This is a genomic window from Paenibacillus sp. FSL M8-0142 (assembly GCF_038597315.1).
Classification (GTDB): domain Bacteria; phylum Bacillota; class Bacilli; order Paenibacillales; family Paenibacillaceae; genus Paenibacillus_AQ; species Paenibacillus_AQ lactis.
In genome coordinates, this window is record NZ_CP152008.1 from 687,910 (window position 1) to 704,883 (window position 16,974).

Sequence of the window (16,974 nt, forward strand, 5' to 3'; positions counted from 1 at the left end):
CGTGAGGGTAAATATACATGAAACGTGGAGGTGCAATATTATGATGTTTGGCAGATTTACGGAACGTGCTCAGAAGGTGCTTGCATTGGCTCAAGAAGAAGCCGTGCGTCTGGGACATAACAATATCGGAACAGAGCATATTTTACTCGGACTCATCCGCGAAGGAGACGGCATTGCGGCTAAAGCGCTGATCGGCCTCGGGCTTGGTCTTGAGAAAATCCAAGACGAAGTAGAGACCTTGATCGGACGCGGCCAAGAGCAGCCAACCAATATTGCCTACACGCCGCGGGCGAAGAAGGTTATTGAGCTTTCCATGGATGAAGCCCGCAAGCTGGGGCACACCTACGTTGGAACAGAACATATTTTGCTTGGATTGATTCGCGAGGGCGAAGGCGTGGCAGCACGCGTGCTGAACAATCTGGGCATCAGCCTGAACAAGGCGCGCCAGCAGGTGCTGCAGCTGCTCGGCAGCAGCGAGGCGGTATCGAGCCACCACGGCACGCCGCAAAACGTAAGCACGCCTACGCTGGACAGCTTGGCCCGCGATTTGACCGCGATTGCCAAGGAAGGCAACCTGGATCCGGTCATCGGCCGAAGCAAAGAGATTGAGCGCGTCATTCAGGTGCTGAGCCGCCGCACGAAGAACAACCCGGTTTTGATTGGGGAACCAGGGGTCGGTAAGACGGCCATCGCCGAGGGCTTGGCTCAGCGCATTATCAATAATGAAATTCCGGAAACGCTCCGCGATAAGCGGGTCATGACCCTCGACATGGGCTCGGTCGTGGCCGGCACGAAATACCGCGGCGAGTTTGAAGACCGGCTGAAGAAGATTATGGATGAGATCCGCCAAGCGGGCAACATCATCCTGTTCATCGACGAGCTGCATACGCTGATCGGTGCAGGCGGTGCGGAAGGCGCGATCGACGCTTCCAACATTCTGAAGCCGTCTCTGGCGCGCGGCGAGCTGCAGTGCATCGGGGCGACGACGCTGGATGAATACCGCAAATATATTGAGAAGGATGCTGCCCTTGAACGGCGCTTCCAGCCAATCACGGTGGATCAGCCTTCTCCGGAGGAAGCGATTCAGATCCTCTACGGGCTGCGTGACAGATATGAAGCGCATCACCGCGTGAAGATTACGGATGAGGCGATCGAGCAAGCCGTGAAGCTGTCCGATCGTTACATTACGGACCGGTTCCTGCCGGATAAGGCCATCGACCTGATCGACGAGGCGGGCTCCAAGGTACGCTTGAATACGTACACGATTCCGCCGAATCTGAAAGACCAGGAAGCGCATCTGGAAGACATCCGCAAGGAGAAGGATGCCGCTGTGCAAAGCCAGGAATTCGAGAAGGCCGCTGCACTTCGCGATACCGAGCAGAAGCTGCGCGAAGAGCTCGAAATTACGAAGAATCAGTGGAAGGAAAAGCAGGGCCGCACCGATTCCGAGGTTACGCCTGAGGATATCGCCGATGTCGTGGCGAACTGGACCGGAATTCCGGTGAATAAGCTGAAGGAAGAAGAGACGGAGCGCCTGCTCAATCTCGAAGAGATTCTGCACAGCCGCGTCATCGGTCAGGAAGAAGCCGTTAAGGCTGTCAGCCGTGCGGTACGCCGTGCACGCGCAGGTCTGAAAGATCCGAAGCGTCCGATGGGCTCCTTCATCTTCCTTGGACCTACAGGCGTTGGTAAAACCGAGCTTGCACGCGCGCTTGCCGAAGCGATGTTCGGCGATGAGAATGCGGTCGTTCGGATCGACATGTCCGAGTACATGGAGAAGCATTCCACGGCACGTCTGGTCGGAGCGCCTCCGGGATACGTGGGCTACGAGGAAGGCGGCCAACTGACCGAGAAGGTTCGCCGCAAGCCATACTCCGTCGTCCTGCTGGATGAGATCGAGAAGGCGCATCCTGAAGTGTTCAACATTCTGCTCCAGGTGCTGGAGGACGGACGCTTGACCGATTCCAAGGGCCGCGTCGTCGACTTCCGCAACACGCTGATCATCCTCACGTCGAACGTCGGCGCCGAGGCGATCAAGCGCAATTCGACGCTCGGCTTCACCGCCGTGACCGATGCGGGCCGCGATTATAACAATATGAAGACGAAAGTGATGGATGAGCTGAAGAAGAGCTTCCGTCCGGAGTTCCTGAACCGGATCGATGAGATCATCGTGTTCCACTCGCTCGAAGAGAAGCATATCGCCGAGATCGTGACCTTGATGTCCGACGAGCTGCGCAAGCGGCTGCGCGAATTCGACGTGGAATTCGAGCTTACCGATCAGGCGAAGGCGTTCATCGCGAAAGAAGGCTACGACCCTGCCTTCGGTGCCCGTCCATTGCGCCGGGCCATCCAGAAGCATATCGAGGACCGTCTTTCCGAGGAACTGCTGAAGGGCAATGTCAAGAAAGGCGATGCCCTCATCATCGACGAGGAGAACGGCGAGCTGTCCGTCCGCAAGAAGGATAGCGTTGCTGCCGCATCGTCCGAGACCGAATAAGCGTAGATTCCCCCCCTGCTGGATTATTTCCAGCGGGGGTTTTTGATTTTAGGGTACCAACCTAGCGGAGAGGATGGAATCGTTCCGAAGAAGCGACAGCGCTCGCCTTTAAAAACCGGGAAGCCACCACGATAATCCATTCCAGTTCCCCTTGTTTAACAGCGATCGTAAGAATGATCAGGCAGCGAAGCGGACACACCGCTTGTTCGTAAATGATCATTAAACAAATGCCGATTCTCCTTCGGCTCTTTAAATTTTAGACAAATCCATCCCATCCTGTGTAAAGTTGTGCAATTTGCCTTTACGGTCAATTAGAAGAAATGGTAAACTTTGATTAATGCCTGATTTTGCAGGGTTTTACGGATTCCGACAAAGGAAAAGGCAACATAAAGGAGACTTCCATGGCCAAAACTAAGACGAAATTTTTCTGTACCGAATGCGGCTATGAAGCGCCGAAATGGTTCGGGAAATGTCCGGGCTGTCAATCATGGAATTCCATGGTAGAGGAGACCGAGACGGTAATCAAGACGCAGGGGATGAATTCCCCTCTTTTTCATAGTAAAGAAAAGCCCCTTTCCATCATAAATATAGAGAGCGGAAAGGAACCGAGAATCCAGACGGGGATTGCGGAATTGAACCGTGTGCTCGGCGGCGGGCTCGTTCCCGGATCGCTCGTGCTGGTTGGAGGAGACCCCGGCATCGGGAAATCGACGCTGCTGCTGCAAGCCTCGAACCGTTTGGCGCAAAGCGGCATCCGCGTCCTGTATATATCGGGTGAGGAATCGGTTCGGCAAACGAAGCTTCGGGCCGACCGGCTCGGCGCGCTGTCGCCGGAGCTGTTCGTCCTCTGCGAAACGAACCTGGAATCGATCGAGGAAGCGGTGGAGAGCGTTCAGCCGGGTTTTGTCGTGATCGACTCCATTCAAACGGTATACCTGCCGGAGGTCACGAGTGCGCCGGGAAGCGTATCCCAGGTTCGGGAATGCACCTCCCGATTCATGCGTCTGGCGAAGGTGAAGGGCATTGCCACGGTGCTGGTCGGCCACGTGACCAAGGAAGGGGCCATTGCAGGGCCGCGGATGCTGGAGCATATGGTGGATTGCGTGCTTTACTTTGAAGGAGAGCGGCATCATACGTACCGCCTGCTGCGTGCGGTCAAGAACCGCTTCGGTTCGACAAATGAGATCGGCATATTTGAAATGGGAGAGGACGGTCTGCGTGAAGTGGGTAACCCGTCCGAGCTGTTCCTCTCCGAGCGTCCGCTAGGCGTAGCCGGGTCGACCGTCGTTGCCAGCATGGAGGGAACGCGTCCTGTGCTCGTGGAGCTTCAGGCGCTTATATCCACGACGCATTTTCCGTCACCGAGACGGATGGGCACAGGCGTCGACCATCATCGCATGAACCTGATTATCGCCGTGCTGGAGAAACGGATGGGCATGTTCCTGCAGACGCAGGACGCCTATTTGAATGTGGCCGGCGGCGTCAAGCTGGATGAGCCTGCCGTCGATTTGGCGATCGCTGTCAGCATCGCATCCAGCTTTCGCGATATTCCGACCAAGCCGTATGATGTTATCTTCGGCGAGGTCGGGCTGACCGGCGAGGTTCGCGCCGTTTCCCGGGCGGAGCAAAGGGTGAAGGAAGCCGAGAAGCTCGGCTTCAAACGCGTGATTTTACCAGAGAAGAGCTTGAAGGGGTGGAAGCACCCCAAAGGAATTGAAATTATCGGAGTTAATACCGTTGCAGATGCATTAGCGGTTGCGTTAGATTAGGGGGCATACGAAGGTGAAGGAAACGAGCCAACTGGACAAAATGAATGATTTGCTAAAGCTGGTAGCACCGGGAACGCCGTTTCGCGACGGATTGGAGAACGTGCTGCGGGCGAAGACGGGCGCGCTGATCGTTGTGGGCTACAGCCCCGAGGTGATGGAGGTTGTCGACGGGGGCTTCTCCATCAACTGCGATTTCTCGCCGAACTATTTGTATGAGCTTGCCAAGATGGACGGCGCCATCATCTTGAGCGAAGACTTGAAACGGATACTATATGCCAACACCCAGCTCATCCCCGACTCATCCATTTCTTCCATTGAGACAGGGATACGTCACCGGACGGCGGAGCGGGTGGCGAAGCAGACGGGCAAGCTGGTGGTGTCCATCTCGCAGCGCCGGAATATCATTACATTGTATCAAGGCTCGCTGCGGTATGCGTTAAAGGAAATCGGCGTTATTTTGACCAAAGCCAACCAAGCGATTCAGACGCTGGAGCGGTACAGAGCCGTGCTCAACCAGTCGCTGACCAACCTGTCCGCCTCGGAATTCGAGGAGCTGGTTACGATCCCCGAAGTGGTCAACGTCATCCAGCGCGTAGAGATGGTGCTGCGCATCAAGAAGGAAATCAAGCGATATATTAACGAGCTTGGCAATGAAGGCCGGCTGATCAGCATGCAGATGGATGAGCTGGTAAGCAATATGGAGGAGGAAGCATGGCTCTTGTACGCGGATTATGCGCGCGAATACAGCGAAGAGAAGATCCGCGAGATCATTCTGGCGCTTAAACGTTCGACCGATGAAGAGCTCCTGGACATTCACCATATCGTCAGACTTCTCGGCTATCCAGCTTCCGCCGCCGCTTCCGAAGAAGAGATTCTGCCGCGCGGATACCGGATCCTGAACAAGATCCCGCGTCTGCCGAATGTCATCATCCGTAACCTAGTCGACCGGTTCCAGGATCTGTCCAGCATCATGTCCGCCTCGATCCACGAATTGGACGAAGTCGACGGCATCGGCGAGGTACGGGCACGGAACATCAAGGAAGGATTGAAGAGGCTGCAGGAGCAAGTGTTCATTGACAGACAGATTTAAAAGGCCTACAATCGAACAATCGGTGTTTGGAACGTTCAATTATACGAGGTGAATATAAAATGACGAAATCAATTCCGAACATGTTTACTTTAGGTAATCTGTTTCTCGGAATGATTGGCATCATCTTGGCGACAGAAGGCCGAACAAGTATGGCGGCCATTATGATTATCATCGCCATGCTTCTCGACGGTCTGGACGGCCGGGTGGCCCGGGCGCTGAATGCACAGAGCGAATTCGGCAAGGAACTGGATTCCTTATCGGATGTGATCTCATTTGGTGTAGCACCTGCACTTATTATGTATACAGTTGCTTTTACAGATATCAATTCAGCCTTGGCCTGGACCGTGACCGCGATCTTTCCGATGTGCGGAGCGCTTCGGCTTGCGAGATTCAACGTCCGTCCGGGAATACCGGGATACTTTATCGGCCTGCCGATCCCCGCTGCAGGCGGCGTGCTTGCTACGCTGGCGCTGTTCCATGAAGAGATTACGGCACCTTATATGATTTTTGGCATGTTGCTTCTTTCTTATCTCATGGTCAGTGCCGTCAAGTACCCGAACTTCAAGAAGATCGGCATTCCGAAAACGGCGATCAAATTCACGCCATTGGTCATTATCGGTGCCGTTATGGTGGCCGTGTTCTTTCCGGAGCAGACCTCCATGCTGATCTTTGTCCCGCTCGTGCTGTATGCCGGGTACGGCCTTCAGCAAAATTTCCGCAGACTGACGCGGAGAAAGCGCCGCAAGGATGACAGCCAATCGGATGAAGCCTATCGCTCCTCGGACCGGTAGGTCCGCTATGGCTTCATTAACTTCATTTGCAATCCAAACCGCGCGGGGTATGAAACGTTGGTGCCCGCGCACATTAAATAAAAAGCATTTATTTCCCTGCTCCTTGCAGAGAGATAAATGCTTTTTTGTGTTTATTTTGGAATACCCTAAATACCTGCAATCACTTATCCGGAACATGGCAGCTTTAGGACAGATTGAACAGACCCAGCGTCGAGCATTTCTGCGACTCCTTCACCACCACGTCATCCAGCTGAATATCGAGCAGATTGGCAAGGGCCGACATATAAAAAAGGTTGCGGCCAAGCTCGGAGCTAACCGCTTCGCGGCAGTTCTCGCACAGATGGCCCTGGACATGGGTGCCCACTAATTCCCGGGCGGATTCGAGATCAGCGTTGATATCGAAGGTTTGCTTCGTGGCATGGAGCTCGATGCATCCGCATTCTGTGATGGCTTTGGTAACGGCACGGTTGACTGATGCATTGCTTTGACCATTTTTCGACAGAACATCCAATAGACTGCGGTGACGGAGCAACAATTCGGAAACTTGATCCTGAAAGGCCTGTAAACTAGGAGCGCTCATTTATACATCCACCTCGATATTATGAATTGAGTTCATTATATTCCACTACTTCGGCCAATTTCAACCAGTTTCAGGCGTTTAGAGGGATTCGATTCCAGATTGCGGCCCACGCTGCGGGCCTGGAAATCGCGTGAGTTTCAACAGGGGGAAGGCGTGCGGTATGGGGATCCTGATAAAAAATATGCCCCGTAACGATTAGGTCGGCTGAAATTGGAGCATACTGGAAAATAGAAATAACCATAATTCAGTTTACAATAAGGAGGTGTGCGAAAGCTCATGTTAAAAAAAGCTATTTTAGCATTTACGGTATTATGCGGAGCATGGAGCGGCTATACGTTATATCATACAATCGAACGGTCATTTCCCGAGCTCTCGCCGATGTTTGGTCAAGGCGTGTTTGCGGCGGGGAGCGGTGCCTTCGCGCTGCTGGGAGGTTTATTATTCGGCATGATTGGCGTGCTGTCGGCGGAACGGGTGACCCGAAGCCTGCACAGCCTGATCTCTTCGTTCTCACGCATTCCGATGAATGATCTGGCAGCCGGAACAGCCGGGCTATTAGGCGGTCTTCTGTTATCCTTGCTTCTCTCGCCGGGATTATCCTTGTTAGGACAAGTCGGGCAGCTGCTGCAGGTGGGGATTACCGTGCTGGGCGGGTATCTCGGGCTTCGGATCGGACTGGAGAAGAAGGAAGAACTGGCTTCCTTGTGGATGTCGGGACGATGGAGCCAGGCGGCCGAGCCGGAAAGCCGGCGCGTCGAAGAGCATAAAATTCTGGATACCAGCGTCATTATCGACGGAAGAATTGCCGATATTTGCAAAACCGGGTTCATCGAAGGAACGATTGTCATTCCCGAGTTTGTACTGGAGGAGCTGCAGCACATTGCCGATTCGTCGGATTTGCTCAAGCGCAATCGCGGGCGCCGCGGACTTGATATTTTGAATAAAATCCAGAAAGAGCTGGATGTAAAGGTACTCATCTATGAAGGGGACTTCGAAGAAATCTCCGAGGTGGACAGCAAGCTCGTGAAGCTCGCTAAAGTGCTGCAGGGCAAGGTGGTCACGAACGATTTCAATTTGAACAAGGTATGCGAGCTGCAAGGCGTATCGGTGCTGAACATCAATGATTTGGCCAATGCGGTCAAGCCGGTCGTTCTGCCGGGCGAAGAAATCCTCGTGCAGATTATCAAGGACGGCAAGGAGCATGGCCAAGGCGTCGCCTATTTGGATGACGGCACGATGATCGTCGTTGAAGGCGGGCGCGAATATATCGGCACGATGATGGAAGTGCTCGTCACGAGCGTATTGCAAACCTCGGCGGGCCGGATGATCTTCGCCAAACCGAAACTGTTGGAAAAAGCCCAGTAAACGGAGTATGATGGGGATATACATATCCGCCTGCCGGCCAAGCGGACGGCAGGGGCTAAGACAGGAGTTTGGCGCATGAAGAACAGCTTTGGCGCCGTCATCGTGGCGGCGGGCAAGGGAACGCGAATGGGAACCAGGGAGAGCAAGCAGTATCTGGCTCTGGGCGGCAAGCCGATCATCATCCATACGCTTTCGGTGTTCAACCGGCTGCCGTGGCTGCAAGAGCTGGTGCTCGTCACCGGGGCGGAGGATGTTCCCCGCTGCAAATCCTGGGTGGAGGAATACGGGCTGGACAAGGTGACGGCAGTCATCCCGGGAGGCAGCGAAAGACAGCATTCCGTCTTTCAAGGCATGAAGCAGCTCTCCTCCGAATGGGTCATGATACATGACGGGGTCAGACCGTTTATTACCCCCGAGGAGATTGAAGCTTGCCGCGATGCGGCGATGGAGGTCGGCGCTTCCGTGCTGGGAGTGCCTGTGAAGGATACGATCAAGCAGGTGAACGGCCAGGGGCTGATAACAGGCACCCCGGACCGTCAAAGTCTGTGGGCCGCTGCGACCCCACAGACTTTTCGTCTTTCCGAGCTGCTTCCGGTGCATGAGAAGGCCGCAAGCGAAGGGTTTACCGGAACGGATGACGCGATGCTGATGGAATGGGCAGGCTATCCGGTGAAGGTGGTCGAGGGGAAATACAGCAACATCAAGATCACCACGCCGGAAGACCTGGAATACGCCGCATTTTTACAGAAACGTAAGGGAGAGAGTGTAGAATGATTCGTGTTGGACATGGATTTGATGTGCATCAGCTTGTGGAGGGCAGGCCTTGCATCATTGGCGGAGTTACGATTCCTTATGAAAAAGGGCTGCTCGGGCACTCGGACGCCGACGTGCTGCTGCATGCGATTGCGGATTCGATTCTCGGAGCGCTGGGGCTTGGCGATATCGGGCGCCATTTCCCGGATACCGACCCCGCATTTAAAGATGCGGACAGCCTCAAGCTGCTTGAACAGGTGTGGGTCATGGCTGCCGAGAAAGGGTATAAATTAGGGAACGTCGATGCTACGATCATCGCCCAGAAGCCGAAGATGGCTCCTTATATTCCGCAGATGGTAGAAGTAATCGCGAAGGCGCTGGATGCCGAGGTTGAGCAAGTCAACGTCAAGGCAACCACGACCGAGCAGCTCGGCTTCACCGGCCGCGGGGAAGGCATCGCGGCGCAATCGGTTGTCTGCCTTGTGAAAGGTATGCTATCATCTTGAAGGATGTTTGCAGGAATCATTGAAGAATTAGAAGCGGAGGGGTTGCAAATGACCGGAGAAGTCCGCGTGCGCTATGCACCGAGTCCGACGGGACATTTACATATCGGCAATGCCAGAACGGCATTATTCAATTATTTGTTCGCCCGCAAGAACAACGGGAAATTCATTATCCGGATCGAAGATACGGATGTGAAGCGCAATGTGGAAGGCGGAGAGCAAAGCCAGCTTAAATACCTGAAATGGCTTGGCATGGATTGGGACGAGAGCGTGGATGTCGGGGGCGAATACGGCCCGTACCGTCAAACCGAGCGCCTAGATATTTATAAGCAGTACTGGCAGGATCTTCTGGATCGCGGGCTTGCTTATCGCTGCTACTGCACGGAAGAGGAACTTGAGCAGGAGCGGGAGGAGCAAATGGCCCGCGGGGAGACGCCGCGCTATTCCGGTAAGCACCGGAACCTGACCGAAGAGGAGCGTCTTGCCCTGGAAGCGGAAGGACGCGTGCCGAGCATCCGTTTCCGAGTACCGGATGATCGCGTATACACGTTTGACGATATGGTGAAGGGAACGATCTCTTTTAACAGCAAAGAGACCGGCGACTTCGTCATCGTCAAGAAGGACGGAATTCCGACCTACAATTTCGCCGTGGCTGTAGATGACCATCTGATGAAGATCAGCCACGTGCTGCGCGGTGAGGACCATATCTCCAACACGCCGCGGCAGCTGATGATCTATGAAGCCTTCGGCTGGGAGCCGCCTCGCTTCGGCCATATGACGCTCATCGTCGGCGAGGATCACAAGAAGCTGAGCAAGCGGAATGAATCGATCATCCAGTTCATTGAGCAGTACGATCAGCTCGGTTATTTGCCGGAGGCGATGTTCAACTTTATTTCGCTGCTCGGCTGGTCGCCGGAAGGGGAAGAGGAGATTTTCTCCAAGGAGCAGCTGATCTCGATCTTTGACGAGAACCGGCTGTCCAAGAGCCCGGCCGTCTTCGATGCGAATAAGCTGGCTCACATCAACAACACCTACATCAAGAGCGCCGATCCGGAGCGGGTGGCAGCGCTGGCGATCCCGCACTTGCAGAAGGCGAGCCGCCTGCCTGCGGAGCTGACTCCCGAGCAGGAAGCCTGGGCGCGTGCACTGGTGGCGCTCTATCAAGAACAGATGACGGCCGCTTCGGATATCGTCGATCTGTCGGAGGTCTTCTTCCGCACGCATCTCGAGCTGGATGCGGAAGGCATTGAGATCATGAGCGGCGAGCAAGTGCCTGCCGTACTGTCCGCGTTCCTTAACAAAATCGAGCAATCGGACGAGTTCACCGCAGAGAAGATTGCGGCACTCATTAAGGAAGTCCAGAAGGAGACCGGCTTCAAGGGCAAACAGCTTTTCATGCCGATCCGGGTCGCATTGACCGGGCAGACGCACGGCCGGGACCTGAACCAGACGATTTGGCTGCTCGGCAGAGACCGGGTGCTGGACCGACTGCGTTCGCAGATCAAGGGCGCGTAAGAATAGGCTTTTCCAGGCAGATAATCCTTCTTGTCAGTTCCGTGTTTCATCAGTTATAATTACACTCAACTATAAGTGGAATATTCTTTGATAAAGGTTCAGATATTAACTCCTTAAGAAGAAGTAGCGCAGTGGACGGAATTGAGCTGTAGAAGCAACGCGTTCGCCTTTGTTTTCGGATTTCCCCCTTGAGAAAGTGATTAATAAGAAATCCGAAAACAACAGCGATCGAAAGCACAATCCGTCAACGGAGCGTCCTTTAGAGGAGGGTGGCTTCACCTATATCAACAAATAAACGTATAATAGCTTGGATCAGGAGAAGTACGCATCAAACAGGCACGTTCCAGAGAGGACAATCGGCAGATCAAGCTGCCGGCTGAGAGTTGTCCCGTTAGCCTGCAGCGGAAATGCACCTGTGAGCTGCATGGTTGAAGCGAACACCATCGTTAGATCATGCCGGTCGTCTGCCGTTAATGACTTGAAGAGGAATTGGCTTATGATCAATGCCCTGTTAAGGGAGGATCAGAAGGCCGATTCTAAGCAGAGTGGAACCGCGGTCGAACGCCTCTGCAGCGATAAGCTGCAGAGGCGTTTTTGTTATAGGGAATAACGATGAGGGACAGATGCATAACGCGATTGGAACAGGGAAAGAGGGAGCGTTCATGTTCAAACAGATGAAATCGGATATTCGGACAGTGTTTGAGAATGACCCGGCTGCCCGGGGGCTTTTTGAAGTGGTATTCACCTACTCGGGGCTTCATGCATTATGGGCCCATCGGGTTGCCCATGCCTTATTCAAGCGGCGCTGGTACACGCTGGCCCGGATCATATCCCAGATCAGCCGGTTTATGACCGGGATCGAGATCCACCCCGGCGCCCGGATCGGGCAAAGGCTGTTTATCGACCATGGCATGGGGGTTGTCATTGGCGAGACCTGTGAAATCGGGGACGATGTCGTCATTTACCAAGGGGTAACGCTCGGCGGTACCGGCAAGGAGAAGGGCAAGCGCCATCCGACGATCGGCAACAACGTTGTCATCGGCTCCGGCGCGAAAGTGCTAGGTTCCTTTGCGATTGGGGATAACTGTAATATCGGCTCCAACGCGGTGGTGCTGCGGCCGGTTCCGCCGAACAGCACCGTGGTCGGCAATCCCGGCAAAGTGGTGAAGCAGAACGGGGAGCGGGTTCGCGACCGTCTGGATCATACAAACCTGCCGGACCCGATCGTCGATACCCTTCGCTCGATGCAGAAAGAGATCGACCAGCTGCGTGCGGAGCTGGAGGAGACGAGACGGGAGCTGAAGAAGTCCGCGCCGGAGGTTATGCTGTCTTCGATTAATAAGGAATAACAAGCGATTGCGAGCGAAAGCATTGAACCGTTTATCAATATCGACGAATTCGATTCCGTTGCGGACGCTGCAAGGAGCGCTCTCCCCGAAAATCGGGGGCTTCTCGCACGCCGGACGCAATCTAGATGAAAGGAATGAGGGGATACAACATGGCGCTGCAAATCTATAACACATTGACCCGTATGAAAGAAACATTCGTTGCCCAGGAGGCAGGCAAGGTTAAGATTTATGTGTGCGGTCCTACCGTGTACGATTACATTCATATCGGAAATGCGCGTCCGATGATCTTTTTCGACGTCGTTCGCGCGTACTTCGAGCAGCAGGGCAATGACGTCAATTATGTCGTGAACTTTACGGATGTCGATGACAAAATGATCCGTAAAGCCGAACAGACCGGGACCACCGTTCCGGAGGTCGCGGATAAGTTTATCAAGGCTTACTATGAGGACCTCGACGGCCTCGGCATCCCGCGGGCGACTCTGAATCCGCGGGTAACGGACAACATGGACAACATCATTGAATTTATTCAGGACCTGGTCGATCGCGGCTTCGCTTATGAGAACGGAGGCGATGTTTTCTTCCGCACCCGCAAATTCGACGGATACGGGAAGCTGTCCCAGCAAAATCTCGATGAGCTGCAGTTCGGCATCCGGATCGAGGTGGATAAGCGCAAGGAAAATCCGGAGGATTTCGTGCTGTGGAAGGCTGCAAAGCCCGGCGAAATATACTGGAGCAGCCCGTGGGGTGACGGCCGTCCGGGATGGCATATCGAGTGCTCGGCCATGGCGCGCCGCTATCTAGGGGATACGCTCGATATCCACGGCGGCGGCCAGGATCTGCAGTTCCCGCACCATGAGTGCGAGGTGGCGCAGTCCGAGGCGCTGACAGGGAAGCCGCTAGCGAACTACTGGATGCATAACGGATACATTCGCATCAACAACGAGAAGATGTCGAAGTCGCTCGGAAACGGCGTATTGGTCAAGGATTTGCGCGAACAATATACGAAGGAAGCGGTACGCTACTTTATGCTGTCCACCCATTACCGCAATCCGCTCAACTTCAGCGAAGAGGTTATGAATCAGGCGCAGAACAGCGTGGAGCGTCTTGCCAATGCCGCCGCAAACGTCAAGCACCGGTTAAGCGCGGCAGTCGGCTCGCCGGATGCTGAAGCCGGCGAGGAGATCCGGAATAAAATGTCGGCGGTTCTTGCCGAATTTCATCAGAAAATGCAGGATGATTTCAATACGCCCGATGCGATAACGGCGATGTTCCAGTGGGCGAGCGAAGCGAACCAGCTGCTGCAGGAGCCTTCGATTCCGGCGGCGGATCTGCGGGAGGTGCTTGATGCCTTTAACGAGATGAACGGCGTGCTGCGGATCGTGAACACGGGCGAGGACGAAATGCTGGATGAGGAGATTGAACGCCTGATTGCCGAGCGTGTGGAGGCCAGAAAGAACAAAAACTGGGGAAGAGCGGACGAGATTCGCGACTTGCTGGCGGCCAAAGGCATCGTGCTGGAGGATACTGCGCAGGGCATGCGCTGGAAGCGCAAATGAGCGGGCCGGACTTTCAGGAGCCGGCCTTCGGCTGGTTCGACTTTCCGCCGTCGAAGCCGGCAAGGCTCATTCCGCCGATAGTGCTGGCCTATATCGGGGATGCGATATATGAGGTCGCCGTGCGGCAGTATTTGATATCCCGGCCGAATCTTCGGCCGAATCACCTGCACCGGACGGCGACGGGACTTGTCTCGGCGAAGGCCCAGAGCCGGATTCTGGCGTACCTGGAGCCGCTCCTCACGGAAGAGGAGCAGGACATCGTTCGCCAGGGGCGCAATGCCAAATCCGGCAGCGTTCCGAAAAATGCGGATGTGCTGGAATATCGCCATGCGACGGCCTTTGAAACCTTGGTAGGGTATTTATATTATACGGGGCAGCAGGACCGGATTCGCGAGCTTGTCGGCAAAAGCATCGAGTACGTGGAACATTCGAAATAAGAGACGGGCTTGGACAGGCTTAGTGTCAGTCAATACATCAATGCATCATGAGAAACGAATCGAGCAGCCGGCTGGCGGCAAATGCCGCTCGTCCAGGCTTATATGCAGGAGGGTACAACATGCAGGAAGAGGAAATTGTCGCAGGCAAGCATTCCGTCACGGAAGCGCTGAGGTCGGGACGAACAATCAATAAAATATGGATCGCTGAAAATGCCCAGAAGCATTTAACGCAGCCGATCATCGCGGAGGCGAAGAAGCTTGGCATCGTCATCTCGCATGTGGACAAGCGCAAGCTGGATCAGATGGCTCCGGGCATTCAGCATCAAGGGGTCGTGGCACAGGTCGCGCCGTACGCGTACGTCGAGGTGGACGATCTGCTGAAAGCAGCCGAAGATAAGGGGGAGCCGCCGTTTCTGCTGCTGCTGGACGAGATCGAGGATCCGCATAATTTGGGATCGATCCTTAGAACGGCGGACTGCACCGGCGCGCACGGCGTTATTTTGCCCAAGCGCAGATCGGCGCAGATTACGGCAACGGTATCCAAGACTTCGGCAGGCGCCGTGGAGTATGTGCCTGTCGCAAGAGTAACCAATCTCGGCCAGACGATCGACCAGCTGAAGGAGATGGGCGTTTGGGTCGTAGGCACCGTGGTTGATGCCGTGCAGGAGCTGTACGACACCGACGTGTTTGAGGGGCCGGTAGCGATCGTCATCGGAAACGAAAATAAAGGGATGGGGCGTCTGATCCGCGAAAAATGCGATGTGCTGGTTAAGCTTCCGATGGCCGGAACGATCAATTCGCTGAATGCTTCGGTTGCCGCTGGTGTCGTAATGTACGAAGTGCTTCGCCGTCGTCGCCTTCAGGGTTAGCCGCGATGGCCGATTGGCGGGATGTGCTGCTGGTCGATGGCTATAACATGATCGGCGGCTGGCCGTTTCTTGCCAAGCTTGCAAGCAGCAGCATGGAGGAAGCACGGGATGTGCTGCTTGCGAAGCTGGCGGATTATCAGGCTTATTCGGGACTTCGGGTCATCGCGATTTTTGACGCGTACCGGGTGCCGGGATTGGGCAAATCCTATACGCAGGGCAAGGTCCAGGTATACTTCACGAAGGAGAAGGAAACCGCGGACGAATGCATCGAGCGCCTGGTCGGGGAATTCAGCCATCGCCGGCGCAAAATCTATGTAGCAACCAGTGATCTCATCGAACAGCATATCATCTTTGCCCGCGGCGCTCTCCGCTTATCCGCAAGGGAACTGCTGAACGAAGTCGAGCAGAGCGAACGCGAGGTGAAGCAGAAGATTGCCAAGGAGCAGACCAAAGGCCGAAATACCCTCGACGGCAAGCTTCCGCCCGATATAAAACAGGTGTTCGAGCGTTGGCGGAGGGAGTAGTCCTGCAAGCGTATGCTATTGCAAATCTATGAGTAACCTACGAGAAACCATGAAAATCTTACATTTAATGTTAATATCACTCTATATTAGGTAGATCGTGGTTGACGGTCTAGTAGACATCATATATACTTGTCATATATTTCAAGCGAGTGACGGGCTACCGTGCGTTCCGGGCCGGAGGGATTCTATTGAGTGTGGACCTCAAGGAAGTCATGTTGTCAGGGTATGATGTGATAAGTGATGAAGACATTGTCGAGGCGGTCCGTGAAGGTGACAGCGGGGCGCTGGAGTATTTGATCAATAAGTACCGGAATTTTGTACGTGCTAAAGCCCGTTCTTATTTTCTGATAGGAGCCGACCGGGAGGATATCGTCCAGGAAGGCATGATCGGGCTGTACAAGGCAATACGTGATTTTAAAGGGGATAAGCTGTCCTCGTTCAAGGCCTTTGCCGAGCTCTGCATTACCAGGCAAATTATTACGGCGATCAAGACGGCCACGAGACAGAAGCATATTCCGCTCAATTCGTATGTCTCATTGGACAAGCCTATTTATGATGAGGATTCCGACCGTACGCTGCTGGACGTTATTTGCGGCACGGCGGTAAGCGATCCGGAAGAACTGATCATTAATCAAGAGGAGTTCGTCGGTCTGGAGGATAAGATGTCCGAGATTTTGAGCGATCTGGAGCGTAAGGTTCTGATGCTCTATCTGGACGGGCGTTCCTACCAGGAAATCGCGGTAGATTTAAGGCGTCATGTGAAATCGATTGATAATGCTCTCCAGCGTGTCAAGCGCAAGCTTGAACGGTATCTGGAGGTCAGGGATAACTAAAGGCTTGGCAGGCGGTTAAGGGAAGGCTCCAATCAGAGCCTTTTTTTCATTATCTGGACCATAGGGTGCGGTCTGTCGGCTTCCAAGCCTGAAGGATGGTTTTGTCGTTGATATGCTATATGTCGGTCCGGGCGGCATGCATCCCTTAAAAAGTGCCCCATCCGGTGTTTTATCAGCTGGAAGATTGAACATACTGGTATAGACGTAAACGGCTGTTATGTTGAGAACACGCTTCGGCGCAGCTTTGCTGTTCAAGGCAGGATGCCTGCAAGAACTTTACAACCGGTGCCTCGGTTTACTTGCTAATGGCATTTATTGCAGCCCGCGATCAGAGAGAAAAAGGCTTGAAATGGCTCTATCCATATGATAAAGTGTTTTAGGTAGGCCTAAATTCGCGTGTTTTATGAATGGATCGTTGTTACAAGTGCTTGGAACAGCGGTTTTATTCATCTCGCAGAAATAATCAGGCTTCCCCCTAGGAAGCAAGGTTGTTTCTACTAGGATCAATATCGGTTCTTCTGGTGAAGAAGGACGTCTTCGGGA

At 54.2% G+C, this 16,974-nt stretch carries 15 protein-coding genes; 14 read left to right on the plus strand and 1 reads right to left on the minus strand.

Annotated elements, in window-relative coordinates; all coding sequences use genetic code 11:
* The first annotated feature begins 40 nt into the window (after positions 1-40).
* The 4 genes from clpC (at position 41) to pssA (ending at position 6,147) form a co-directional block, all read left to right on the plus strand.
* Positions 41-2,497 (plus strand): ATP-dependent protease ATP-binding subunit ClpC, encoded by a 2,457-nt coding sequence (clpC, locus tag NSQ46_RS02890; RefSeq protein ID WP_007132596.1) that lies wholly within the window; start codon positions 41-43, stop codon positions 2,495-2,497.
* A 401-nt stretch (positions 2,498-2,898) separates the two neighbouring features.
* Entirely contained in the window at positions 2,899-4,266 is a 1,368-nt protein-coding gene (gene radA / locus NSQ46_RS02895; RefSeq protein WP_007132595.1) for a DNA repair protein RadA, read from the plus strand.
* Between the two features lie 13 nt (positions 4,267-4,279).
* The gene (gene disA, locus NSQ46_RS02900; RefSeq protein WP_007132594.1) at positions 4,280-5,356 is read left to right on the plus strand and encodes a DNA integrity scanning diadenylate cyclase DisA; all 1,077 of its coding nucleotides are present in this window, start codon (positions 4,280-4,282) and stop codon (positions 5,354-5,356) included.
* Positions 5,357-5,415: 59 nt separating this feature from the next.
* A complete protein-coding gene (pssA, locus tag NSQ46_RS02905) occupies positions 5,416-6,147 on the plus strand; it encodes a CDP-diacylglycerol--serine O-phosphatidyltransferase (protein ID WP_007132593.1) in 732 nt (243 codons plus the stop codon).
* Positions 6,148-6,331: 184 nt separating this feature from the next.
* Here the strand turns inward: pssA and NSQ46_RS02910 are convergent, their stop codons facing one another.
* Positions 6,332-6,727 carry a hypothetical protein gene (locus NSQ46_RS02910; protein ID WP_007132592.1) on the minus strand — a complete coding sequence of 132 codons (396 nt, stop codon included), beginning with the start codon at positions 6,725-6,727 and terminating at the stop codon, positions 6,332-6,334.
* Between the two features lie 276 nt (positions 6,728-7,003).
* Here NSQ46_RS02910 and NSQ46_RS02915 point away from each other — a divergent pair, with 276 nt between their 5' ends.
* The 10 genes from NSQ46_RS02915 to sigH all read left to right on the plus strand — a co-directional run bounded on the left by NSQ46_RS02915 (position 7,004) and on the right by sigH (position 16,431).
* A complete protein-coding gene (locus NSQ46_RS02915; RefSeq protein ID WP_007132591.1) occupies positions 7,004-8,092 on the plus strand; it encodes a PIN/TRAM domain-containing protein in 1,089 nt (362 codons plus the stop codon).
* Between the two features lie 75 nt (positions 8,093-8,167).
* The gene (gene ispD / locus NSQ46_RS02920) at positions 8,168-8,866 is read left to right on the plus strand and encodes a 2-C-methyl-D-erythritol 4-phosphate cytidylyltransferase (protein ID WP_144870422.1); all 699 of its coding nucleotides are present in this window, start codon (positions 8,168-8,170) and stop codon (positions 8,864-8,866) included.
* Positions 8,863-9,351, plus strand: a complete 489-nt coding sequence (gene ispF / locus NSQ46_RS02925) for a 2-C-methyl-D-erythritol 2,4-cyclodiphosphate synthase (RefSeq protein ID WP_340898822.1) — start codon at positions 8,863-8,865, stop codon at positions 9,349-9,351. Before ispD ends, ispF begins: the two co-directional genes overlap by 4 nt.
* 48 nt (positions 9,352-9,399) lie before the next feature.
* Positions 9,400-10,863: a glutamate--tRNA ligase gene (gltX, locus tag NSQ46_RS02930; RefSeq protein ID WP_340898825.1), complete on the plus strand. Its 1,464-nt coding sequence runs from the start codon at positions 9,400-9,402 to the stop codon at positions 10,861-10,863.
* A 662-nt stretch (positions 10,864-11,525) separates the two neighbouring features.
* Positions 11,526-12,212, plus strand: coding sequence for a serine O-acetyltransferase (gene cysE / locus NSQ46_RS02935; protein WP_040740229.1), 687 nt, complete (start codon positions 11,526-11,528; stop codon positions 12,210-12,212).
* Positions 12,213-12,361: 149 nt separating this feature from the next.
* On the plus strand, positions 12,362-13,768 hold the full coding sequence (gene cysS, locus NSQ46_RS02940) for a cysteine--tRNA ligase (protein WP_007132586.1): 1,407 nt from the start codon (positions 12,362-12,364) through the stop codon (positions 13,766-13,768).
* The gene (locus tag NSQ46_RS02945; protein WP_342576329.1) at positions 13,765-14,205 is read left to right on the plus strand and encodes a Mini-ribonuclease 3; all 441 of its coding nucleotides are present in this window, start codon (positions 13,765-13,767) and stop codon (positions 14,203-14,205) included. The genes cysS and NSQ46_RS02945 overlap by 4 nt, the downstream gene beginning before the upstream one ends.
* Positions 14,206-14,324: 119 nt before the next feature.
* The gene (gene rlmB, locus NSQ46_RS02950; protein ID WP_007132584.1) at positions 14,325-15,074 is read left to right on the plus strand and encodes a 23S rRNA (guanosine(2251)-2'-O)-methyltransferase RlmB; all 750 of its coding nucleotides are present in this window, start codon (positions 14,325-14,327) and stop codon (positions 15,072-15,074) included.
* A 5-nt stretch (positions 15,075-15,079) separates the two neighbouring features.
* Positions 15,080-15,598 carry an NYN domain-containing protein gene (locus tag NSQ46_RS02955; protein ID WP_342576330.1) on the plus strand — a complete coding sequence of 173 codons (519 nt, stop codon included), beginning with the start codon at positions 15,080-15,082 and terminating at the stop codon, positions 15,596-15,598.
* A gap of 188 nt (positions 15,599-15,786) precedes the next feature.
* Complete coding sequence (gene sigH, locus NSQ46_RS02960) at positions 15,787-16,431, plus strand: RNA polymerase sporulation sigma factor SigH (RefSeq protein WP_006212942.1); 645 nt, start codon at positions 15,787-15,789, stop codon at positions 16,429-16,431.
* Positions 16,432-16,974 lie beyond the last annotated feature (543 nt).